This window comes from Cypionkella sp. (assembly GCF_030652235.1).
In the GTDB taxonomy this organism is placed as follows: Bacteria; Pseudomonadota; Alphaproteobacteria; order Rhodobacterales; family Rhodobacteraceae; genus Cypionkella.
The window spans coordinates 248,717-270,172 of sequence record NZ_JAUSBA010000034.1 but is presented as its reverse complement, the minus strand read 5'-3'; the positions used below and the strand labels follow the sequence as shown (position 1 = coordinate 270,172).

22 protein-coding genes are annotated in these 21,456 nt (G+C 60.9%); 5 read left to right on the top strand and 17 right to left on the bottom strand.

All coding sequences use genetic code 11. The features are described 5' to 3' along the window. The 5 genes from Q7V03_RS11940 to Q7V03_RS11920 form a co-directional block, all read right to left on the bottom strand. A complete protein-coding gene (locus tag Q7V03_RS11940) occupies positions 1–1,764 on the bottom strand; it encodes a sensor histidine kinase (RefSeq protein ID WP_304925817.1) in 1,764 nt (587 codons plus the stop codon). Positions 1,765–1,810: 46 nt separating this feature from the next. Then, the gene (gene purQ, locus Q7V03_RS11935) at positions 1,811–2,479 is read right to left on the bottom strand and encodes a phosphoribosylformylglycinamidine synthase subunit PurQ (RefSeq protein WP_304925816.1); all 669 of its coding nucleotides are present in this window, start codon (positions 2,477–2,479) and stop codon (positions 1,811–1,813) included. 129 nt (positions 2,480–2,608) lie between these two features. Then, positions 2,609–3,646: a zinc-dependent alcohol dehydrogenase family protein gene (locus Q7V03_RS11930; protein WP_304925815.1), complete on the bottom strand. Its 1,038-nt coding sequence runs from the start codon at positions 3,644–3,646 to the stop codon at positions 2,609–2,611. Positions 3,647–3,779: 133 nt separating this feature from the next. Beyond that, on the bottom strand, positions 3,780–4,019 hold the full coding sequence (purS, locus tag Q7V03_RS11925) for a phosphoribosylformylglycinamidine synthase subunit PurS (protein ID WP_304925814.1): 240 nt from the start codon (positions 4,017–4,019) through the stop codon (positions 3,780–3,782). 63 nt (positions 4,020–4,082) lie between these two features. After that, complete coding sequence (locus Q7V03_RS11920; RefSeq protein ID WP_304925813.1) at positions 4,083–4,847, bottom strand: phosphoribosylaminoimidazolesuccinocarboxamide synthase; 765 nt, start codon at positions 4,845–4,847, stop codon at positions 4,083–4,085. A gap of 215 nt (positions 4,848–5,062) precedes the next feature. On the opposite strand from Q7V03_RS11920, the gene Q7V03_RS11915 reads away from it, so the two are divergent. Further along, positions 5,063–5,377: a DUF1476 domain-containing protein gene (locus tag Q7V03_RS11915; RefSeq protein WP_304925812.1), complete on the top strand. Its 315-nt coding sequence runs from the start codon at positions 5,063–5,065 to the stop codon at positions 5,375–5,377. Between the two features lie 200 nt (positions 5,378–5,577). After that, positions 5,578–6,594: a betaine--homocysteine S-methyltransferase gene (bmt, locus tag Q7V03_RS11910; protein WP_304925811.1), complete on the top strand. Its 1,017-nt coding sequence runs from the start codon at positions 5,578–5,580 to the stop codon at positions 6,592–6,594. Positions 6,595–6,686: 92 nt separating this feature from the next. Here the strand turns inward: bmt and Q7V03_RS11905 are convergent, their stop codons facing one another. Next, positions 6,687–7,772, bottom strand: coding sequence for a PA0069 family radical SAM protein (locus Q7V03_RS11905; protein WP_304925810.1), 1,086 nt, complete (start codon positions 7,770–7,772; stop codon positions 6,687–6,689). Between the two features lie 153 nt (positions 7,773–7,925). Between Q7V03_RS11905 and Q7V03_RS11900 the strand changes: the two genes are divergently transcribed. From Q7V03_RS11900 to Q7V03_RS11890, 3 genes are all read left to right on the top strand, one after another. After that, on the top strand, positions 7,926–8,621 hold the full coding sequence (locus Q7V03_RS11900) for a B12-binding domain-containing protein (protein ID WP_304925809.1): 696 nt from the start codon (positions 7,926–7,928) through the stop codon (positions 8,619–8,621). A gap of 88 nt (positions 8,622–8,709) precedes the next feature. Continuing rightward, the gene (locus Q7V03_RS11895; protein ID WP_304925808.1) at positions 8,710–8,865 is read left to right on the top strand and encodes a hypothetical protein; all 156 of its coding nucleotides are present in this window, start codon (positions 8,710–8,712) and stop codon (positions 8,863–8,865) included. Continuing rightward, on the top strand, positions 8,856–9,494 hold the full coding sequence (locus tag Q7V03_RS11890) for a DUF1638 domain-containing protein (protein WP_370651112.1): 639 nt from the start codon (positions 8,856–8,858) through the stop codon (positions 9,492–9,494). Before Q7V03_RS11895 ends, Q7V03_RS11890 begins: the two co-directional genes overlap by 10 nt. A 73-nt stretch (positions 9,495–9,567) precedes the next feature. Here Q7V03_RS11890 and recN read toward each other — a convergent pair whose 3' ends face one another. The 11 genes from recN to murC all read right to left on the bottom strand — a co-directional run bounded on the left by recN (position 9,568) and on the right by murC (position 21,447). Continuing rightward, entirely contained in the window at positions 9,568–11,205 is a 1,638-nt protein-coding gene (gene recN / locus Q7V03_RS11885) for a DNA repair protein RecN (RefSeq protein WP_304925807.1), read from the bottom strand. 50 nt (positions 11,206–11,255) lie between these two features. Further along, positions 11,256–12,110, bottom strand: coding sequence for an outer membrane protein assembly factor BamD (locus Q7V03_RS11880; RefSeq protein ID WP_304925806.1), 855 nt, complete (start codon positions 12,108–12,110; stop codon positions 11,256–11,258). A gap of 126 nt (positions 12,111–12,236) precedes the next feature. Next, the gene (lpxC, locus tag Q7V03_RS11875; RefSeq protein ID WP_304925805.1) at positions 12,237–13,154 is read right to left on the bottom strand and encodes a UDP-3-O-acyl-N-acetylglucosamine deacetylase; all 918 of its coding nucleotides are present in this window, start codon (positions 13,152–13,154) and stop codon (positions 12,237–12,239) included. A gap of 376 nt (positions 13,155–13,530) precedes the next feature. Further along, positions 13,531–15,159, bottom strand: a complete 1,629-nt coding sequence (ftsZ, locus tag Q7V03_RS11870; RefSeq protein ID WP_304925804.1) for a cell division protein FtsZ — start codon at positions 15,157–15,159, stop codon at positions 13,531–13,533. Positions 15,160–15,372: 213 nt separating this feature from the next. Next, positions 15,373–16,707, bottom strand: coding sequence for a cell division protein FtsA (gene ftsA, locus Q7V03_RS11865; protein ID WP_304925803.1), 1,335 nt, complete (start codon positions 16,705–16,707; stop codon positions 15,373–15,375). Next, on the bottom strand, positions 16,704–17,609 hold the full coding sequence (locus tag Q7V03_RS11860) for a cell division protein FtsQ/DivIB (protein ID WP_304925802.1): 906 nt from the start codon (positions 17,607–17,609) through the stop codon (positions 16,704–16,706). The genes ftsA and Q7V03_RS11860 overlap by 4 nt, the downstream gene beginning before the upstream one ends. After that, a complete protein-coding gene (locus Q7V03_RS11855; RefSeq protein WP_304925801.1) occupies positions 17,597–18,517 on the bottom strand; it encodes a D-alanine--D-alanine ligase in 921 nt (306 codons plus the stop codon). The genes Q7V03_RS11860 and Q7V03_RS11855 overlap by 13 nt, the downstream gene beginning before the upstream one ends. A gap of 43 nt (positions 18,518–18,560) precedes the next feature. Beyond that, complete coding sequence (gene murB / locus Q7V03_RS11850; protein WP_304925800.1) at positions 18,561–19,484, bottom strand: UDP-N-acetylmuramate dehydrogenase; 924 nt, start codon at positions 19,482–19,484, stop codon at positions 18,561–18,563. Positions 19,485–19,532: 48 nt separating this feature from the next. Continuing rightward, complete coding sequence (locus Q7V03_RS11845; protein WP_304925799.1) at positions 19,533–19,778, bottom strand: DUF2484 family protein; 246 nt, start codon at positions 19,776–19,778, stop codon at positions 19,533–19,535. Next, positions 19,775–20,041 carry a DUF2484 family protein gene (locus Q7V03_RS11840; protein WP_304925798.1) on the bottom strand — a complete coding sequence of 89 codons (267 nt, stop codon included), beginning with the start codon at positions 20,039–20,041 and terminating at the stop codon, positions 19,775–19,777. Before Q7V03_RS11840 ends, Q7V03_RS11845 begins: the two co-directional genes overlap by 4 nt. Then, positions 20,038–21,447 carry a UDP-N-acetylmuramate--L-alanine ligase gene (gene murC / locus Q7V03_RS11835; protein WP_304925797.1) on the bottom strand — a complete coding sequence of 470 codons (1,410 nt, stop codon included), beginning with the start codon at positions 21,445–21,447 and terminating at the stop codon, positions 20,038–20,040. Before murC ends, Q7V03_RS11840 begins: the two co-directional genes overlap by 4 nt. Between the last annotated feature and the right edge of the window lie 9 nt (positions 21,448–21,456).

Genomic DNA, 21,456 nt, shown 5'->3' with positions numbered 1-21,456 from the left:
TCATTCCGCTGCTTTTGCTTCTTTGCCCAACAGGGGCAGTTGCACCTCGAACACCGCACCACCGTTTTCGGCGTTATGCGCCGTCAAACGGCCACCCAAATCGGTGACAATGCCCGAAGAGATCGCCAGACCAAGGCCCACGCCCTCACCCGGCTTTTTCGTCGTGTAGAATGGCTCAAAGATCGAGCCGATATCGCCGATACCAATGCCGTTGTCGCGCACACCTAAAGTGGCGCCCTCCCCCACCGTCAACAAGAGGTCGATCTGCGGATCAGCCATGTCTTTGGTCGCATCCAGCGCATTTCGCAGTAAATTGATGATCACCTGCTCAAGTCGCAAACGATCCGCCAGAACCATCACCGGTTGACGCGGCACCGTGCGGGTTATCTTGACAACGCGCTGTTTCAACTGTGGTTCCATCATCGCCAGAGCTGACGAAAGACAAGCGCGCAGATCGACAGGCTCAAACGCCTCACCGCCCTTGCGCGCGTAAGATTTCAACTGGCGGGTGATGGCACTCATACGGTCGATCAGATCGTCAATGCGCTGGAAGGATGAGAGCGCTTCATCCGGTCGCTTGCGCTGCAACAACAACCGCGCGCCCGCGAGATAAGTTTTCATCGCGGCCAAAGGCTGGTTCAACTCATGGCTGACCGCCGCCGACATCTCACCCAAAGCCGCAAGCTTTGAAGATTGCGCCAGCGTCAGTTCCGCCACTTCCAGCGTTTTCTGCACCTTTTCCCGCTCGGCAATCTCGCGCGACAGGCGCGCGTTCAGCAACCGCAGTTCCGCCGATTCGCGCTGGAACGACACCGATTGCGACCAAGCCCGGCGCGACAGCAGATAAAACGTCAAAGCGGTGAAAATCGCGAAACCCATGATTTCCAACGCAATCACGCCGTTCACCCGCTCGCGCACAGAATCGTAAGCGGTGAAGGTCACCATCTTCCAACCCTGAAACGGCACCCGCGCCTCGGTGCGCAACACCGCTTCGCCCGAGACATAGGCATCTGGCGGGTTCTGCGCCCAATCCGCCGCCCCCTTCAGGGCGCGATCCAAGGCCGAGGGGCTGTCGGTCGGCGATAGCGCCTCGGCCACGGGCTTGCTGCGCCAAGACGGCTCGGTTGCAAGGATCACGGTGGCTTCCGAATTGGCCACCAAAACCGCATCCTGCAACCCCGCCCAAGCGCGCTCGTGCTTCATCATATCGACGCCGACCACGATCACGCCCTGCACCTGACCATCCGCCTCAACCACCCGCGAATAGGTGAAATCATAAGCACCGCCGGGCTGCGGCGTGACCGAGAACACCGTGTCTTTGGTGCGCTTGGCGTCAACAAAATAGCCGTCATTGCGGTGCGAGGTGCCCAGCAGGTTGCGATTGGTCGCCCCCACCGTCCAGCCGTCTTTGTCCAAAAGCAGGATTGACGCGACGCCGATTTCTTTTTGCACCTCGATCAGCCGCAAGGTGGTGCGGGAAAATGAATTCTTCTTCAACGAGTCGCGAATCGCCGGATCATCGGCCAGCAGCAGCGGGACGACGGCCGTGCGCTGCACTTCAGACAGCATATTGCCCGAATAGAGTGCCAAGCGCAGCTCGGCCCGGTTGCGGGTGGTCTCAGTAAAGCGTTCTGACAGCCAGCGGTTGGTGATCAGCACAACGCCGATTGCCAGCAAGATCAATAGGGTGGCGGCCAGCCTGATCCGCCAGGATTTCCCCGGCGCTGCATCTGAAATACGTTTGGATCGGCTGCGGCTTTGCATCAGTTAAGTTTAGGCCTGCCCAAGCCCGGCCTCAAGCCGAAGAGGCTCAGGCCAGCGCCATCCCGCCCATCAGGCTGGCAAACAGCGCAGCACCATCGGTGCCACCTGTGCGGGCATCCACCACCCGCTCCGGGTGCGGCATCATCCCCAGCACGCGGCGGTTGGCCGAGAGCACGCCTGCGATGTCAGCCGCAGCACCGTTGGGGTTTTGGGTGTAGGTAAAAGCGATGCGATCTTCGGCACGCAAAGCGGCCAGACCATCGGCATCAATGGTGTAATTGCCATCGTGATGCGCCACCGGCACCGCGATCTGCTGGCCTTTGGCGTAAGCACTGGTGAAAGCGCTGTCCGTGCTGACAACTTGCAAACCAATGGTTTTGCAGATGAATTTCAAGCCCGCATTGCGCATCAATGCCCCCGGCAGCAGTTGCATCTCGGTCAGCACCTGAAAGCCGTTGCAAATCCCCAGCACATAGCCGCCGCGGTCTGCATGGCTGCGAATGGCTGCCGCAATCGGCGAATGCGCCGCAATCGCCCCACAACGCAGGTAGTCACCAAAGGAAAAGCCACCCGGAACCCCAACCACATCAGTGCCCGCAGGCAGCGCCGTGTCCTTGTGCCAGACCCGCGAGACCTCAAACCCGGCGCGCTCAAACGCCACAGCAAGATCACGGTCGCAGTTTGATCCAGGAAAAGTGACGACGGCGGCTTTCATGGGCAGCACTCCGAAAGTTTGGGATAGCCTGCGGATACCGCAATCAGCGCGCCGCATCCAGCCCAAAACACCCGCAGCACAGGGCGGAATTCGCGCGAATTCCGTGCACGATTTTCGCGCGAAAATCGCCTACCCAGCAAAGTCGGTGATCACCGCCACACCGGGCGGCATCGGCGCGTTGAACATCCGCAACTCGGCGCTCGCCTGCGACAAAGCCACCCGCCGCGCTACAATCGGGCGCACGTCGATCCGGCCCAGCTCGATCATCGACAACAAGGACGGATAGCGCCAGCTTGGCATCCCACGGGTGCCATAAAGTGCCAGTTGCTTCATATAGACCGCGTTCATATTGATCTGCATCCGCGCGGTGTGGCCGGTCGGTAGCCCTACCTGAACGTGCCGCCCCAGCGGGCGCAGACATTCGATCGAGCCGTTGGTGGTGGCTTCGATCCCCAACGCCTCGACACTGACATGCGCGCCGCCTTGGGTCAGCTCGACAATCTGCGCCGCCGCGTCACCTGCGCGGGCATCAATCGCGGCTTCGGCCCCCAAAGACAGCGCGTGTTCCAACCGTTCCGGCACGACATCGACCACGATCACCCGCGCGCCCAAAGCTTTGCCGATCAGCAGCACCGACAGGCCGATCCCACCGGTGCCGTGCACGGCCAACCACTCCCCCGCCTGAACAGCGGCACGGCCCGTCAGGGCGTGCCAGGCGGTCGTCACCCGGCAGCCCAGACCTGCGGCCAAGGCGGGCGTCAGGCTTTCTGGCAGGCGGGCAAGGTTGTGGGCGTGCGGGGCGCTGACATATTCGGCATAGGCGCCGGGCTCACCAAAACCGGGCACACGTTGGTTCTTGCAGATTGTGGTCTGGCCGGATTGGCACTCTGGGCAAGCACCGCAGGACAGGATGAAGGGGGCGATCACGCGGTCGCCGGCCCGCCACTTGGAAAGCGGGCCAGATTCCACCACTTCGCCGCAGTATTCGTGGCCGGGGATCGCGCCGGGTTTCACTTTTGGATGCTCGCCGATCCAGCCGTGCCAGTCAGACCGACAGATGCCACAGGAGAGCACTTTCAGCACCACACCATCAGCTTCACAAACAGGATCAGGGACGGTTTCAAGGGAGAGGTCGGCGTTATAGTCGCGGATGATGGCGGCGCGCATGAAAAGCCCCTTGTTGCCGAATGAAGGGCTTGGGGAAAGTGTCCACGCGTGGACACTCTAGCGGCCCAATATTTTTCAATAGGTTACGGGTAAGCGTTCATCAAATATCAACCCTCGTCCCGCAGCCAGAGTATCAGATCAGCTCAACCCGGTAGCTTTCGATAACGGTGTTGGCGAGCAGCTTGTCGCACATGGTTTTCACAGCAAGCTCTGCTGCCGCTTTATCCGTCTCGGCCAGATCCAGCTCGATCAGCTTGCCTTGCCGCACACCATTCACCCCGGCGAAGCCCAGCGTGCCTAGCGCGTGGCGCACGGCCTCACCCTGCACATCCAGAACGCCAGATTTCAACATGACTGTGACGCGCGCTTTCATAGCAATCTCCTCAAAGGGGCGGGGTTGCCGCCCGATACCGCCGCTTGCCCTGACGGGCAAGCCTTAGTTGATCAAAGTCGGTTTCACCGTATGCGTGACGTTCGAGGGCAACACGCCCAAGCGCCGCGCAAGTTCGGTGTAGACATCGGGCAGCGGTCCCGGCTCGGGGATCGGTTGGCCGTCGCCACGATCGACCAGGCCACGCAGATCCCAGAGGCGGCAGCTGTCGGGGCTGATCTCATCCGCGACGATCAGGCGCATATAATCGCCTTCCCAAATCCGGCCGACTTCGATGCGGAAATCGACCAGACGGATGCCGACGCCCAGCATCACGCCGGACATGAAATCATTCACCCGCAGCGCCAAAGCGATCACGTCATCAAGGTCTTGCTGGGTGGCCCAGCCGAAGGCAACGATATGTTCTTCGGCGACCATCGGCAGCGACAGGCGATCATCCTTCAGGTAATATTCGACAATCGGGCGCGGCAGCGGCGTGCCTTCGGGGATGCCCAAACGTTCAGAAATCTCGCCTGCCGCAAAGTTGCGCACCACGACTTCCAACGGGATGATCTCGGCCATCCGCACCAGTTGCTCGCGCATGTTGACCCGGCGGATGAAATGCGTCGGCACGCCGATGGCATTCAGCCCCGACATAAAGAATTCTGACAGTCGGTTGTTCAACACGCCCTTGCCCTCAACCGCCGCCGGGGTGGCTTCGGTTGCGGTTGGCGCGGAGTCGTCCTTGAAATACTGGATCAGAGTGCCCGGTTCCGGTCCTTCATACAGGATCTTCGCCTTGCCCTCGTAAACCTTCTTCCTGCGCGCCATGGATGCTCCGATGCCAATAGGTAACGGGGGCGGCCAACGCCACCCCTGCCCTTTTTCGAGCCTATATGCGATGCCAGCTGTGGGGGCAAGGCTTGGGCTTTGTGCTGAATGTGGCAAGACCAAAGGCCGGGGCGGAAGATATGGCTTTTTGTCTTGAACGGCGGCCGCGGCATGGGCATATGGACAGGAATGTTCCATGACCCAGAGGGCCAGCCATGACCACATTTGACGACCGCGAAAATGCTTTTGAATCCAAATACGCGCATGATGCCGATATGCAATTTCGCGCCGAGGCGCGGCGCAACAAGCTGACCGGGCTTTGGGCGGCTGCGCTGCTGGGCAAAACCGGCGATGAGGCTGCGGAATACGCGATGGCCGTGGTCAGCGCCGATTTCGAAGAAGCCGGTATCGAAGACGTGGTGCGCAAAGTCGCAGGCGATCTTGGCAGCTTGTCCAGCGCGGATGCCGTGCGCGCAAAAATGGCCGAACTTTTGCCAGTTGCCAAAGCACAACTGATGTCGGAAGTCTAAGTCTTAGGTTCCGCAACCTAGGCCAAAAGGGTCGCAACCGGGTTCGGTGTGCGGCCCTTTTCAGTGGTGGAACTTGCGCTGCACCACATATTGTTATGCGGAATATAGATTTGCCTCGCCCCACTGCGCATGGCAAACACAGTCTTGATTTAAGCAGCGTGGCAAACACGCGCGCCACACGCATGAAACGAGGTCGCCCGATGTCCCAAGACGCGCTTTCCAAATTGCTTGCCAGCCGCGACTGGCTGATGGCCGATGGGGCCACTGGAACCAACCTCTTCAACATGGGTCTGGAATCAGGCGAGCCGCCAGAGTTTTGGAACACCGACAAGCCCGACAATATCCGCAGCTTGTATCGCAATGCGGTGAATGCCGGGTCGGATATTTTTCTGACCAACACCTTCGGTGGCAATGCCAGCCGTTTGAAACTGCATGCAGCCCAAGGCCGGGTGCGTGAATTGAACCGGGTGGGGGCCGCCTTGGGCCGCGAGATTGCCGATGCCTCGGGGCGTGTGGTGGTGGTTGCGGGCTCGGTTGGCCCCACGGGCGAGATTTTTGAACCGATGGGCACGCTGACCCACCGGGTGGCGGTTGAGATGTTCCACGAGCAGGCCGAGGGGCTGAAAGACGGCGGCGTGGATGTGCTGTGGGTGGAAACCATGTCGGCGCCCGAAGAATATGCGGCGGCGGCAGAGGCTGCGGCTTTGGCCGGAATGCCGTGGTGCGGCACGATGAGTTTCGACACCGCCGGGCGGACGATGATGGGGATGACCTCATCAGCGATGGCCGAGATGGTCGAAAAACTGGCAAACCCGCCGATCGCCTTTGGCGCAAATTGCGGCGTCGGGGCATCAGATCTGATGCGCACCGTGTTGGGGTTTGCAGCGATTGGCTCGGCACGGCCTTTGATTGCCAAGGGCAATGCTGGCATCCCGAAATATCACGACGGCCATATCCATTACGATGGCACGCCGGAACTGATGGGCGAATATGCCGTGCTGGCGCGCGATGCTGGGGTGCGGATCATCGGCGGCTGCTGCGGCACGATGCCAGAACATCTGGCGGCGATGCGCAAAGCTTTGGAAAACACCCCGAAAGGCCCGCTGCCAACGCCCGAGGATATCACCGCCAAGTTGGGTGCGTTTTCCTCGGCCTCAGACGGCACCGGGGATACCTCGGGCGATCCGAAACGCGAGCGGCGCAATCGGCGCGGGTGATGTTAAGCGGGGCGCTTGACCCAAGCGCCCCGGACTTTAAGAAATTCCGGCACGATTTCCGCATCGGAAATCGGTTGGGCCGACGCTGGCCGTCAGAACAGGCTTAACTGATCGCCCGCACGTGCCGGGGCCGCAAACAGATCGCAGCGCATCGGCGGCAGTTTTACCGCCAGCCCCAGCCGATCCGCCGCCACCCGAAACCGCCGCGCCATAAGATCAGCCCAAGGCCCCTCGCCGCGCATCCGTTTGCCAAAGGCCGGGTCGTAATCCATGCCACCATGCAACTCGCGCACCCTTGCCATCACTTTCGCGGCGCGGTCGGGCACATGTTCGGCCAGCCAATCTTGGAACAGTTGCGACACCTCGCGCGGCAGCCGAAGCGAGATATAGCTCGCCGCCGTCGCCCCGGCATCGCGGCAGGCGGCCATGATCGGTTCCAACTCGTGATCGGTCAGGCCGGGGATCATTGGCGAGATCATCGCCCGCACCGGGATGCCGGCTTGCGCCAGCCGCGTGATGGTCTGCAACCGCCGCTTGGGTGCCGCCGCCCGAGGTTCCATCTTGCGCGACAGATCGGCATCGAGCGTGGTGACCGATACCCCCACCCGACACAGGCCCTGCCCCGCCATTTCGGCCAAAAGATCAATGTCGCGCTCAATCATCGTGCCTTTGGTGGTGATTGCCAGCGGGTGTTTAAACGCGCGCAGCACTTCAAGCACTTCGCGCATCACACCATATTCACCCTCAATCGGTTGATAAGGGTCGGTATTGGTACCCAAAGCCATCACCGCGACCTTATAGGATTTCGCCCGCAGCTCTTTGTCCAACACCGCGCCAATCCCCGGTCGGGCGATCAATTTGGTTTCAAAATCAAGCCCCGGCGACAGGTTCAAGAACGCATGGCTGGGGCGGGCAAAGCAATAAATGCAGCCATGTTCGCAGCCGCGATAAGGGTTGATCGCGCGGTCAAACGGCAGGTCGGGCGAAGTGTTGTAGCTGACAGCCGAGCGTGGCACCTCAACCCGGACCTCGGTGCGCAACACCCGTTCCTCTGGCGGCTCCCAGCCATCTTCAAACGCCAGCCGAGCGGCGCCTTCAAACCGCCCCACCGCATTGCCCAATGCGCCGCGGCCGCGCGGGCGCACCCCCGGCATGATTGTGCTCTCGGACTTATCCATCCCGCCAAACTAGAACAGAACAAGAACAAACCCAAGCTCTTTCTGCTTGTCCTGCCCCACAAAGTCGGCTTTCTGTTGGCGTATGTCGCTATTCGAATAGTGTCTGCCGGGCTTTGGCCCCATCACACAGTCAACCGCCCAAGGAGTTCCCAGATGGCCGACGACGAAATCATCCTTGCTGATCTTTCCGATGACGAACTGGTTATGCAAATGCATGACGACCTCTACGATGGTCTGAAGGAAGAGATCGAAGAGGGCGTCAACCTGCTGATCAGCCGCGGCTGGACGCCCTATGACACGCTGACCAAAGCTTTGGTCGCCGGCATGACCATTGTGGGCGCAGACTTCCGCGACGGCATCCTGTTTGTGCCCGAAGTGCTGCTGGCCGCCAATGCGATGAAGGGTGGCATGTTCATCCTCAAGCCGCTGCTGATCGCCACGGGCGCTCCGCGGATGGGCAAAATGGTGATCGGCACCGTCAAAGGTGACATCCATGACATCGGCAAGAACCTTGTCGGCATGATGATGGAAGGTGCTGGCTTTGAGGTGCGCGATCTCGGCATCAACAACTCGGTCGAGAAATATCTTGCAGCTTTGGAAGAAGAAAAGCCCGATATCCTTGGCATGTCGGCGCTGCTGACCACCACGATGCCCTACATGAAAGTCGTGATCGACACGATGAAAGAAAAGGGCATGCGCGAAGACTACATCGTTCTGGTCGGCGGTGCGCCGCTGAACGAAGAATTCAGCAAGGCGATTGGCGCGGACGCCTATTGCCGTGACGCGGCCGTGGCTGTGGAAACCGCCAAGGCGTTGGTTTTGCGCAAGCACAATCAATTGACCGCCTAACCCGGCTTAAAGGCCAAAGATATAGCCTCGGGGTCTTGCCCCGAGGCTTTTTAATTGCCACCTTAAGAGGACAATAAGGAGGATGCCAATGCCGCTCCCAACCTTTCTGGCCCTGATTTTCGGGGTAATCCTTGCCGCCGCAGCCTCTATTGCCGTGCTGCAAGTCGCGGGCCTATCGTTTGTCTGGCTAGGGCTGTTGGCTCTGTGCCTCGCGCTGTTCGTGCGCACGTTGAAATGGCACTGATCAGCGATGATCTGCTGACCGTCAAAGGTTTGGAACCTGCCCAGCAAGGCCGGGTGCTGTTGATCGCTTGCGGTGCCCTTGCACATGAGGTTTTGGCGTTAAAACGCTTGAATGATTGGCAACATCTCGATTTGCAGTGCCTGCCCGCCAACTTGCATTTATATCCTGACCGGATCACTGAAGCGGTCGAGAAAGCCGTGCTGGCACATAAGTCAGACTATGACAGCATGTTCATCCTATACGCCGACTGCGGCACAGGTGGACAGTTGCAGGCGAAATGCGCTGAATTGGGTGTCGAGATGATCCAAGGCCCGCATTGCTATTCATTCTTTGAAGGCAATGCAGTGTTCGCTGCCCATCCCGATGAGTTCACCGCGTTTTATCTGACCGATTTTCTGGTGCGGCAGTTTGATGCCTTTGTCTGGCGGCCGATGGGCCTCGATCGGCACCCGCAGCTGCGCGATATGTATTTCGGCAATTACACCAAGCTGGTCTATCAAGCGCAAACCAATGATCCGGCACTTGATGCTAAGGCCGAAGACTGCGCGCGCAGGTTGGGCCTGGCTTACGAGCGGCGCTTTACCGGCTATGGCGATCTGGCCGTGGTGATGGCGCAGGCGGCGGGCTAAGGCGGAACCGATTTCTGCGACAGAAATCGTGCAAGGAATCTTTGAAAATTCCGGTTTGGCGGCCGGGTTCGAACTATGCCAGCAAGGCCCGTGCCGCCTCGCGCGCGGCCTCGGTCACGCGGTCGCCTGCCAGCATCCGCGCGATTTCCTCGATCCGGGCATCGTCGCCCAAGGCAATGACGGTGGACAGGGTCTGCCCCTTGGCAACGCGCTTTTCCACCCGCCAGTGATGACCGCCCAAGGCCGCCACCTGCGGGCTGTGGGTCACGACCAAGACTTGCGCCGTACTGGCAAGCGCTTTCAGGCGGCGCCCTACCGCATCCGCCGTGGCACCGCCCACGCCCCGGTCGATCTCATCAAAGATCATCGTCAGACCGGGGGTGTTGGCGGTCAGGCACACCTTCAGCGCCAGCAGGAAGCGCGAAAGTTCGCCGCCAGAGGCAATTTTGTTCAGCGCGCCCGAGGGTGCGCCGGGGTTGGTGGCGACGGTGAATTGCACTGCATCTGTGCCATCTGGCCCCGGATCACCGGCGGTGACGTCGGTGGTGAACACCGCGCGTTCCATTTTCAAGGGCGTAAGTTCGGCGGCCATGGCTTTGTCCAGCCGCGTCGCAGCCGTTTTGCGGGCCTTGGCAAGCACCATCGCCTCGCGCTGATAAGCCAATTCCGCCTCGGCCAGTGCTTTCTCCAGCTTCGCAAGCCCCGCAGCACCACCGTCAATCGCAGCCAGTCGCGCACGGGCGTTTTCGGCGAAATTGCCCAGATCATCCGCCTGCACGCCATGTTTGCGGGCCAAAGCGCGGATGGCGAACAGGCGTTCTTCCAAGCTTTCCAGATCGCCGGGGCGGAAATCAAGGCCCCGCAGGCAGGATTCGATGCCGTCTTGTGCGTCACCCAGTTCGACCAAGGCGCGGCCCAAGGCGGCGAGTGCTGTATCGAGACGGCCTTCGGCCCGGTCCGCCGCTGCCTCCAGCCAGCGCAAAGCGTCGCCGATGGCATTCTCGGCACCGTCACTCAGCGCGGAATGGGCGCGCTGCACATCGGTGCGGATGCGCTCGGCCCCTTGCATCGCGCGACGGCGGGTGTCCAGGCTGGCTTCTTCGCCGGGTTCGGGGTTCAGCTTGTCCAACTCGGCCACGGCATGACGCAGGAAATCTTCCTCGACCTGTGCGCGTTCCAACGCCGCCCGCGCCTTGGCCAAAGCCTCGCGCGCTTGCGCCTGCGCCCGCCAAGCACTGCGGGCGGCGCTGGTATCAACGCCTGCGAAGCTGTCCAAAAGATTGCGGTGGCCGCGCGGGTTCAACAGGCCACGGTCGTCGTTCTGGCCATGCAACTCGACCAGAGTGTCGGACAGATCGCGCAGCACCTCGCCCGACACCCGGCGATCATTGACGAAGGCGGTCTTACGGCCATCGGCGGTGTTGACGCGGCGCAGAATCAACTCATCAGGGTCATCAAAGCCAGCCTCCAGCAGCACCGCGCGCGCTGCATGACCGGGGGGCAGATCAAACTCGGCCACCACCTCACCCTGAAGCGCCCCAGCCCGCACCAACTCGGCCCGACCACGCCAGCCCAGCACGAACCCCAAGGCATCAAGCAAAATCGACTTGCCCGCCCCGGTCTCGCCGGTCAGCACGTTCAAACCCGGCGCAAATTCAAGCGTCAGCCGATCAATGATCAACACATCGCGGATATCAAGACTGCGCAGCATCGCCTAGCCTTTACAGAGCAAAGGGCCGCCTGCGCCGCAGCGCAGGGGCTTCACAACCACTCGCCCTTGATTGTCTGCCGGTAAATCTGCGACAGCCAACTGGTGCCTTTGGCTTCAGGGGCCAGACCCTGCTTTTTCAACAGGTTGAAACTGTCCTGATAGAACGGCGAGGATTGGTAGTTATAGCCAAGGATCGCGGCAGCGGTCTGCGCCTCATCGGTCAGACCCAAGGCGAGATAACTCTCCACCAAACGATGCAAAGCCTCCGCCGTATGCGTGGTGGTCTGGAAATCCTGCACCACCGAACGGAAGCGGTTGATCGCGGAGGTATAGTTGCCGCGCTTCAGGTAATAGCGCCCGATCTCCATATCCTTCGCCGCCAAGTGATCGAAGGCCAGGTCGAACTTCAGCGTTGCCGATTTGGCATATTCGCTGTCGGGATATTCTTCAATCACCACGCGCAGGGCTTGCAGCGCCTGATAGGTCAAGCCCTGATCGCGGCCCACCTCGTCAATTTGATCGTAATAAGACAGTGCCAGCAGGTAAGACGCATAGGCCGCATCTTCATCACCGGGGTAGAAATCGAGATAGCGCTGCGCGGCAATGCGGGCTTCTTCGTATTTCTTGTTCTTGTGCTGGGTGAACGCCTGCATGATCAGCGCGCGTTTGGCCCATTCCGAATAGGGATACAGCCGCTCGACCGCTTCGAAATCCGCCAAGGCATCTTCGTTCTTGCCCTTGCGCACTTCCAGCGCCAGCTCTCCACGTTTGTAAAGCTGCTCAGCCGTCAGGCTGTCTAACGCCGCAGTATCATTCTGCTTTTTCTGTGAACAGGCGGCCAAACTGGCCACAAGCACCACCATACCCAGCATCCGCAGAGCTTTGCCCGACTGTCCGCCTGCCATCTTCCGCCTACCCCAATAACCCGCGCCGAGGGCCCCAAACAAGGGGCCGCGTTCACAGCGCTTTCGCCCCTCGTAGCACAGAAAAATCGCAGGCGCAAAACGGCTTTCACGCTTTGCCGAATGGTTTTAGCCGCGCAGAGGCAGATCACCGCGATGAACGCCAACGCCGGGCAGCTTTCCGCCCGCAAGGCCTTCACAATCTTGCTCTATCCAAGCGCCGGGCGTCGCGAAAAGCACGCGCAACAGGCGGTTGGTCATCGCGTGGCCCGCCCGCTCACCGGTGTAGCGGCCAAGGATCGGCGCACCCGCCAAAGCCAGATCGCCCAAGGCATCCAGCATCTTGTGACGCACCGGTTCATCCGAATGGCGCAAGCCACCGGGGGAAAGCACGTTCGCGCCGTCAAACACCACAGCGTTTTCCAGCGTGCCGCCCAAGGCCAGACCGCGCGCTTGCATCGCGATCACATCGGCATTGCTGCAAAAAGTGCGACTGTCGGAAAGTTCGCGTACGAAGGCGCCGTTCGACATGTTCAGCACTTTCGATTGCTTGCCAATCGCGGCATCCTCGAAATCAATTTTGAAGTCGATCTCCAGCATGTCTGAAGGCTCCAACCGGGCAAACGCCGCGCCGTCGCGCACTTCGACCGTGCGCAGAATACGGATGGCGACCACGGGGACGGTTTGCTCCACGATACCTGCGTTCAGGAAGCCTTCGACAAAAAGCGCCGCCGAGCCGTCCAGAATGGGCACTTCCGGTCCGTCAATTTCGATCAGTGCGTTGCTGACAGCCGAACCTGCCAAGGCCGCCATCACATGTTCAATCGTCGAGACACTGGCCCCCGCCGCATTGGCGACCAAAGTGCAAAGCTTCGACGGCACAACCGCATCCCAACGCGCAGGGATCCGCGCATCGCCCGTTACATCCGAGCGTAGGAACCAGATGCCATGGTCCGCTGCCGCAGGATGCACCTTCATCGTGACGGCTGCACCCGAGTGCAAGCCGAAGCCGGTAAAGACAGCCGTGGTTTTCAGCGTATTTTGCAACGGAACTCTCCGAGACCTTCATCATTTGGCCAGACATATGGCCGCAACAATGATTTAAGTCGGAAGACGCCCGATCTCAACTCACAGTTTGTAACGAAGTGTAACAGGGAAATAATGGATTAACCTATTGAAATTAATATATTTTTATATTGGCCTACGCCAGTGCCAACATGGTGCGCAATCTGCGCAACGATAACAAATCCGCCCGAGCTTGGTGAAGGATCGCAACATATAGTATGAACCCCGCACATTTGCACAAGTCAGTCCCAGCTGGGAGAGCAGTGTATACGGGGGTTCAGAGCCGCCCGGCTCCAATAAAAAAGGCCCGGACATTTCCGGGCCCCCATCAAAGTGTCAGATGACACAGACGTCCGTTTTAGTTCGCCTGACGGCGTAGGAAGGCCGGAATCTCGATCCGCTCTTGATCTGCCGACAGTTCTTGCTCGTCATCATAGGCGGTGACGGGGGGCTGTTGGCGTGCAGATTGCGTGCGTTCTTGCGGTTGTTCCGCCGCCCCACCTGCCATGCGGTTGATCAGGTTGCCGATGCCAAAACGCGGACGCTCGGCGGGTTTCGGTGCAGGCGCCGGGGCCGCCATTCGTTGTTGCGGTTGCGGCGCGGGTTGACGTGCGGCACCGGCTTGTGACGGCGATTTCGACACAGCGGCTTGCAGACGGGCCAGTGCCTCGGGCGATGGCGTGCCAGCGGCGCGCGGACGCGGGGCGACAAAGCTGCCTGCATCATTGTCCAGAGACAAAGGCGCCGGAGCTTGCGTACGCGGCTGTTGCACCGGGGCTTGTTGTGCCGGGCGGTAGACCGGGGTCGGCAGATCGTCTTCCATCATCTCTTCGGCGCGATCATGGAAGCTGGGCTGCTGGGCGTGGAACAGATCCTGCGCCGGGGCTTGGTATTGCTGCGCCGCAACAGGCTGTTGCACCGGAGTGGGCGCTGCCGCTTTCGGTTCAGGGGCCGCGGCGGCTGGTGCCAGCGGCTGCGCCATCGAGCGGCGGGTGGCGGGCATCTCAGCCCGGTTTTGGCCAACGTCGATGCCAGTGGCCACCACGGAAACCCGCAGAGTGCCTTCCATCGAGGTGTCCAAAGTGGAACCGACGATGATATTCGCGTCAGGATCAACCTTTTCGCGGATGATGTTTGCGGCTTCGTCCAGTTCAAACAGCGTCAGATCATAGCCGCCGGTGATGTTGATCAAAACACCCTTGGCACCATGCAACGAAATCTCATCCAGCAGCGGGTTGGCGATGGCTTTCTCGGCAGCTTCCACGGCGCGGTTGTCACCTGTAGCCTCGCCGGTGCCCATCATCGCCTTGCCCATCTCATCCATCACCGCGCGCACGTCGGCGAAGTCGAGGTTGATCAGGCCGGGGCGCACCATCAGATCAGTGACACCCTTAACGCCTTGATACAGCACATCATCCGCCATCGCGAAGGCGTCGGTGAAGGTGGTGCGTTCGTTCGCCAAGCGGAACAGGTTCTGGTTCGGAATGATGATCAGCGTGTCGACCACTTTTTGCAGCGCGATAATGCCGTCTTCGGCCTGCTTCATCCGCTTGTTGCCTTCAAACTGGAACGGCTTGGTAACAACACCCACGGTCAGCACGCCCAATTCGCGCGCCGCTTGCGCGATGATCGGCGCGGCCCCGGTGCCGGTGCCGCCGCCCATACCCGCGGTGATGAAGCACATGTGCGCGCCCGCAAGGTGGTCAACGATTTCTTCAATCGTCTCCTCAGCCGCAGCCGCCCCAACGGTCGGGCGCGCCCCGGCCCCCAGACCCTCGGTCACCTTCAGGCCCATCTGGATCTTCACCGGCGCGTTCGATTGTTGAAGCGCCTGCGCGTCGGTGTTTGCGACAACGAACTCGACCCCTTCAAGGTTCTTCTCGATCATGTTGTTGACAGCATTGCCACCCGCGCCACCGACGCCAAACACCGTAATACGCGGCTTCAACTCTTCGCGTGCCGAGGCCATGATCAGATTCAATGCCATTTTTATCCGCCTGTTCTTATTACGCGGGCTGCCGCCGCCGGTTTGCCGTATCGGTCTTGCCCTGCTTGTCCCGAAGCAGAGTGTGCCGAATTATCCTCAATTCTATCCACAGATAGCCCGAAGGTCACGCAAAAAACACACTGGCCCCACAAAATATGGGGCCAATGTTGCTGATATTAGCGGTATTTCGCCAATGTTACCCGATTTAGCGGATTACCAGTTGTCCTTAAACCACCGGAAGGCACGTTTCAGGGATCGCGCCGGATAGCGCTCGGTCGGAATGTCGAAATCCCACCATTCGTCTTGCGGATGGGCGGCGAACAAACACAGGCCCACGGCGCTGGAAAACGCCGGCCCGGTTGCCGCCTGCGGCAGACCCTGCACCCGCAACGGGCGACCCATGCGGACACGCTGGCCAAGGATACGGCTGGCCAATCCATCGAGGCCGGGGATTTGGCTTGCGCCGCCGGTCAGCACGATTTGCTGGCTGGGCAAGCTGTCAAACCCCGCCGCATCCAGACGCGCACGGACTTCTTCAAGAATTTCTTCCACCCGAGGCCGCATGATGCCGATCAGCTCGGTGCGCGAAATCTGGCGGCGGTCTTTCTCCCAATCGCCAGAATCGCCGCCCATCTCGATCATCTCGCGGTCATCCATGCCGGTTGCATGCACGCCGCCGTGCTTGGTCTTTATGCGCTCGGCCACCACCAGCGGCACTTGCAGACCTTTGGAAATGTCAGAGGACACATGATCGCCGCCCATCCGCACGCTATCGGCGTAGATCATGTGCTTTTTCATGAAGATTGAGATGCCCGTGGCACCGCCGCCCATATCAACGCAGGCAGCCCCGAGTTCTTGTTCATCTTCCACAAGCGAGGAAATCCCGGAAACATAAGCCGACGAGGCAATCCCAGCGAGTTCCAGATCGCAGCGCTTGATGCAATACAGCAGGTTCTGCACCACGCTTGCATCGACCGACAGCATGTGCAGATCGCAGGCCAGACGATTGCCGATCTGCCCGCGCGGATCGCCCAGGCCCGAGCGGTGATCCAAGGCGAAGTTCACCGGTTGCGCGTGCAAAATCTCGCGCCCTTCGCCGAAATCCGGCACATCGCAGGCGGCCAGCACGCGGGCCACGTCTTGCTCGGTCACCACCGAATCTTGCAATTCCCATTCGCCGGCCAAGCCATAGCTGCGGGGCTCTGCCCCCGAAAAGCAGGCGATGACGTGATCGACCCGCACATTCGCCATCTTCTGCGCGGCTTGCACCGCGGTCCGAATAGCGCGCTCGGTCTCATTCATCACGGCGATTTCGCCAAAGCGCACCCCGCGCGAACGGGTGGTAGCCGCGCCAATCACCCGGAAGCTGGATTGCCCGGCCATCGGCCCCACGCCATCCTGATCGCGCTCGTCTTCAAGGCCGTCAAACCGCAGCACCAGACAGGCAATCTTCGAGGTGCCGACATCCAAAATCGCCACCACACCGCGCTGCATTGCCGCGCGCCGCATGTGGCGCATCGCGCGTTGAGATTGGTAAAGGTCTGTCATAATCCGCTCTCCGTCGTCGGTGCCAGCCCTTGCGCGCGGCGGACTTCGTTCATTGCGAACGGAGCCAGCCGGATCGCCGGGCGGTCTTGATTTCTTAGGTCTATCGAAAGAATGTCGCGTTCCAAAAGTTTGTCAGCGGCGCTCAGCTCCAGCAAGCGTTCGACGGCCGCCACCGGGTTCACCGAGGGCAGCATGATGCGCTGATCACGGTCAAGGATCAGATCCCAGCGGCGCGCGCCAACCCGGACCAAGCCGCGCACCCGGTCACTGATTGGGCGGGCGGTGTCGAAAATCGCCAAGGCTTCGGGCATCGCCGCATCCGCGCCCTCGCCCGCCACCAGTGGCAAATCGGCGCGATCCGCCCGCGCAGACAGCCCCGCGACACGGTGGCCAGTGGCATCCAGCAGTTGCAAGCCATTAGCGCCGCGCCACACCACCACCGGCACCCGCTCGGTCAAGATCACTTGCAGCACGCCGCCAGACCGCACCCGCAGTTCGGCAGAGGCCACGGCATCTAAGGCTTCAGCGCGCGCGCGCAACTCGGTCATATCCAGATCGAACGAGGATTGCGGCAGCTTCAACGCCAGTTTGGCGCGCACCGCATCGGTCAGATCGCGCGAGGCCCCTTCGACCGAGAGCAGTCCGACCCGAAACTCGGGCCGCTGTTCAAATTTGGTGCGCAGATCGACAAAGCTTTGCACAATCGCCGCCCGGCGGGCATCGCTGTAAAGCACGCCGGTTGCGATCAGCGCCACCACCGTCAGCGGCACTCCCAAACGGCAAACCACCCGAAACAGCGGTGTCAACCACAGCCGCTGCATCCGGTACTGCCAGCGGCTTGGCGCGGGATCGCGGCGCAGGCCATTGACGGGAGGTGGACGGGTGCGGCCTAGCGATTGCATGACGCATCCTCCACCATCCAAGCGCAAAACGCGGGGAAAGAGATGCCCAGATGGCCCGCTTGCTCGGGGGCAAGTGAAGTCGGCGTCATCCCCGGCTGGGTGTTGGTTTCCAGCAGGATCAGCCCCGCCAAGCCGCGCGCTTCATCCCAGCGAAAATCGGTGCGGCTGACGCCCCGGCAGCCAAGGGCGTTGTGCGCGCGCAGGGCGTAATCAAGGCAGGCTGCGGTGATGTCTGTCGGCAATTCAGCAGGCAAAACGTGCCGCGAACCACCAGTTTTGTATTTCGCATCAAAGTCATACCAGCCATTGGTGATGATGTCGGTGACGCACAGCGCCCGATCCCCCATCACAGCGCAGGTGAGTTCCCGCCCCGGCGCATAGGTTTCCACCATCACGCGTTCCGGCATGGTTTCGGCCAGACGCGGCGCGTTCGAGCCTTCGCGCACGATATAAACCCCAACCGACGAGCCTTCGTTGTTCGGTTTCACCACATAGGGCGGCGGCAGGATATGGCCTTTACTGACGTCTTCGCGCGCCGCGATCACCGACCGAACAGTCGGCAGACCAGCGCGGGCAAACACCTCTTTGGCGCGCGCCTTGTCCATCGCCAAGGCCGAGGCCAGCACTCCGGAATGGGTGTAGGGAATGTTCAGCCATTCCAAGATGCCTTGGACGCAGCCATCTTCGCCCCAGCGGCCATGCAAGGCATTGAAGCAGACATCGGGTTTGATTTCAGCCAGCCGTACGGGCAGATCGCGGTCGCAATCGACCTCGACCACCTGATACCCTGCTTCCCGCAACGCGGCCGCGCAAGCACGACCCGAGACCAGTGAGACTTCCCGCTCTGCGGAAGGCCCCCCCATCAACACCGCCACTTTGGAAGCCGCTTTTGATAAGCCGCCCGCCATGTACTGCCTCATCCAGACCTTTGGTGGTCCATGATATTGTTATTTATGCGGTGCGTTGACCGACCCGCATAATTTCCCACTCTAGCGTGATACCGCTCTGTTGGAAAACCCTTTTTCGCACTTCCTCGCCTAAATCTTCGAGGTCGGCGGCACTTGCCCCGCCTATATTGATCAAGAAGTTAGGGTGCATCGGCGACATTTGGGCCCCGCCCAGCGTAAAGCCGCGCATCCCCGCATCGTCGATGACTTTCCAGGCTTTCAGATCATGGCTGTCATCGGCCCGCCCAGTGCTGGAATGGCCAACCGGATTGCGGAAGGTGGACCCCGCCGAGCGGTCTTTCGTCGGCTGGCTGGCATCGCGCTTGGCGATCTGATCGGCCATCCGGGCTTCAAGCGCCGCCGGATCGGCGGGGTCGGCGCGGAACGTCGCCGAGACAATCACCCAACCCTCAGGCAACTGGCTTTGACGGTACGCCAACTTCAGATCGGCGGCGGCCAATTCGACAATCTCACCGCCCCGCGTGACACACCGCACCGAGATCAGATGATCGGCCACATAAGACCCATAGCAACCCGCATTCATCCGCACCGCGCCGCCGATAGAACCCGGAATCGTGCGCAAAAACGTCAGGTCCAGCCCCGCCTCTGCCGCTTTGCGCGCCACATGGGCATCCAAGGCCGCAGCCCCCGCCGTGACTGTGCCCTCGCACGCAATCGCGTTAAACCCCCGCCCCAACCGGATCACCACCGCGCGCAGACCACCATCGCGCACGATCAGATTACTGCCCACGCCCATCGGGAACACTGGCACCTCTAGTGGAAGCGCCGCGAGAAAATCACATAAATCCGCCTCATCCGCAGGCTGAAACAGCCAATCCGCAGGCCCGCCAACGCGCAGCCAAGTCAGGTCCGCCAAAGGGCGATGCGGTGTCAGGCTGCCGCGCACGGGGGGAAGGGTATATGTCATGCCCACCTTTTTAGGCGATTTACCGCCAGCCTCAAGGGCGAAGGGGCCTCAAGCCCCCACGCGCGCCCTGATCCAGCGCCAAAGATACCTAAGCGGCCAACGCAGCACAGATCCCGCAGCGATCACAAACGCCAGCCCCCACCACGGCCCGTTTTCACAGATCAGCCAGATCAACAGCGGCACGCCCACCGCGATCAAGCCATAGGCGTTGCGCCAGTGGTGGTCTTTGCTGGGCAGCATCCCGATCAGATTGGCCGCGACAAGCCATACCAGCCCGGCGACCAACGCAGTCACTTGCGCAAATCCGGAGGCAGTACGACGGGCAACCCCAAACCCCGCCGCGCGAAATACATCAGCGGACGGCGAAACATCGACAGGAACGCGAACAGCCCCAGCCCGACCCAAAGCAAGCCATGCGCAAGGCCGATCCACAAAAGCAGCACCGGTGCCAGCACCAGCAATGTCATCCCCGGCACCATTTGCTGCTTCATCGGCAGCAGCGCGGTGATCGTCGCGGCGATCACCCACAAACAGCCCATCAGCAGCGGCAGGCTCATGCCGCTTTCCCGGTCAAACGCGCGGGCAGGCCATTCGCCCAAGCCGAGATCGAGCCCGCGCCAAGGCAGACCACCATATCGCCCGGTTGCGCCTGTTCTTTCACCAGCCGCGCCAAATCGGCCTCGTCGGTGATGGCGCGGGCGTGGCGGTGGCCATGGGCGATCAGGCCCGCCACCAGATCATCGCGGCTTGCCCCCGGAATCGGTTCCTCGCCTGCCGCATAAACCTCGGCAATCGCCACCACATCGGCCTCGTTGAAACAGGTGCAGAATTCTTCGAACAGATTGGACAGCCGCGAATAGCGGTGCGGCTGATGCACGGCGATCACCCGGCCCTTGGTGGCTTGACGTGCGGCTTTCAAGACGGCTGCGATTTCCACCGGATGATGGCCGTAATCGTCGATGATCGTCACACCATTCACTTCGGCGACCTTGGTAAAGCGGCGGTTGACACCCGCAAAGCCCGCCAAAGCCTCGCGGATTTCGTCTTTCTTCATGCCGAGATGCCGCGCCACCGCAATCGCCGACAACGCGTTCGAAACGTTGTGATCGCCCGGCATCGGCAGGATGCAATTCTCAATCACCGCGCCCTGCCCCTCGCCCTGCAACGCCACATCGAAATGCGCGACGCCATTGTCGTAGGTCAGGTTGATCGCCCGCACATCGGCTTGGGCGTTAAAGCCAAAGGTCACCACACGGCGATCGGTGATGCGGCCGACCAAAGCCTGCACTTCCGGGTGATCCGTGCAGCACACTGCGAGGCCATAGAACGGCACGTTGGAGACAAAATCGTAGAAGCCTTTGCGCAGCGCATCAAAGGTGTGCCAATGCTCCATGTGCTCGGGGTCAATGTTGGTCACAATCGCAATCGTGGCAGGCAGACGGTTGAACGAGCCATCGGACTCGTCGGCCTCCACCACCATCCATTCACCGGCCCCGGCGCGCGCGTTCGATCCATAGGCATGGATCACCCCGCCGTTGATCACGGTCGGATCAAAGCCGCCCTTGTCCAGCAACGTCGCCACCATCGTCGTGGTGGTGGTTTTGCCATGGGTGCCTGCAATCGCGATGTTACTGCGCAACCGCATCAACTCCGCCAGCATTTCTGCCCGCCGCACCACCGGAAGACCGCGCCTGCGCGCTTCCTCTAGTTCCGGGTTGCCCTTTTTGATCGCGGAAGAAATCACCACAACCGCAGCTTCGCCGATATTGCTGGCCGCTTGGCCTTCAAAGAACGCAGCACCCAAAGCGACCAAACGATCGGTGATCTTGCTGGCCTTGGCATCCGACCCCTGCACCCGGAAGCCCTGTGTCATCAGCACTTCGGCAATGCCCGACATGCCAATGCCTCCGATGCCCACAAAGTGGATCGGCCCCAGTTCCATCGGAAGTTTCGTCGCGTTCATCGTGTTATC

Bases quoted from the DNA above. Each gene is read 5' to 3' on its own strand.
- Q7V03_RS11940 (WP_304925817.1), bottom strand. From the start codon at position 1,764: ATGCAAAGCCGCAGCCGATCCAAACGTATTTCAGATGCAGCGCCGGGG.
- murB (WP_304925800.1), bottom strand. From the start codon at position 19,484: ATGACATATACCCTTCCCCCCGTGCGCGGCAGCCTGACACCGCATCGC.
- ftsZ (WP_304925804.1), bottom strand. From the start codon at position 15,159: ATGGCATTGAATCTGATCATGGCCTCGGCACGCGAAGAGTTGAAGCCG.
- Q7V03_RS11930 (WP_304925815.1), bottom strand. From the start codon at position 3,646: ATGCGCGCCGCCATCATCCGCGACTATAACGCCGACCTCTCCCTTGAA.
- Q7V03_RS11890 (WP_370651112.1), top strand. From the start codon at position 8,856: ATGGCACTGATCAGCGATGATCTGCTGACCGTCAAAGGTTTGGAACCT.
- purQ (WP_304925816.1), bottom strand. From the start codon at position 2,479: ATGAAAGCCGCCGTCGTCACTTTTCCTGGATCAAACTGCGACCGTGAT.
- Q7V03_RS11920 (WP_304925813.1), bottom strand. From the start codon at position 4,847: ATGGCGCGCAGGAAGAAGGTTTACGAGGGCAAGGCGAAGATCCTGTAT.
- purS (WP_304925814.1), bottom strand. From the start codon at position 4,019: ATGAAAGCGCGCGTCACAGTCATGTTGAAATCTGGCGTTCTGGATGTG.
- Q7V03_RS11880 (WP_304925806.1), bottom strand. From the start codon at position 12,110: ATGGCAGGCGGACAGTCGGGCAAAGCTCTGCGGATGCTGGGTATGGTG.
- Q7V03_RS11855 (WP_304925801.1), bottom strand. From the start codon at position 18,517: ATGGCGGGCGGCTTATCAAAAGCGGCTTCCAAAGTGGCGGTGTTGATG.
- recN (WP_304925807.1), bottom strand. From the start codon at position 11,205: ATGCTGCGCAGTCTTGATATCCGCGATGTGTTGATCATTGATCGGCTG.
- ftsA (WP_304925803.1), bottom strand. From the start codon at position 16,707: ATGACAGACCTTTACCAATCTCAACGCGCGATGCGCCACATGCGGCGC.
- Q7V03_RS11900 (WP_304925809.1), top strand. From the start codon at position 7,926: ATGGCCGACGACGAAATCATCCTTGCTGATCTTTCCGATGACGAACTG.
- murC (WP_304925797.1), bottom strand. From the start codon at position 21,447: ATGAACGCGACGAAACTTCCGATGGAACTGGGGCCGATCCACTTTGTG.
- Q7V03_RS11915 (WP_304925812.1), top strand. From the start codon at position 5,063: ATGACCACATTTGACGACCGCGAAAATGCTTTTGAATCCAAATACGCG.
- Q7V03_RS11860 (WP_304925802.1), bottom strand. From the start codon at position 17,609: ATGCAATCGCTAGGCCGCACCCGTCCACCTCCCGTCAATGGCCTGCGC.
- Q7V03_RS11895 (WP_304925808.1), top strand. From the start codon at position 8,710: ATGCCGCTCCCAACCTTTCTGGCCCTGATTTTCGGGGTAATCCTTGCC.
- Q7V03_RS11840 (WP_304925798.1), bottom strand. From the start codon at position 20,041: ATGAGCCTGCCGCTGCTGATGGGCTGTTTGTGGGTGATCGCCGCGACG.
- bmt (WP_304925811.1), top strand. From the start codon at position 5,578: ATGTCCCAAGACGCGCTTTCCAAATTGCTTGCCAGCCGCGACTGGCTG.
- Q7V03_RS11905 (WP_304925810.1), bottom strand. From the start codon at position 7,772: ATGGATAAGTCCGAGAGCACAATCATGCCGGGGGTGCGCCCGCGCGGC.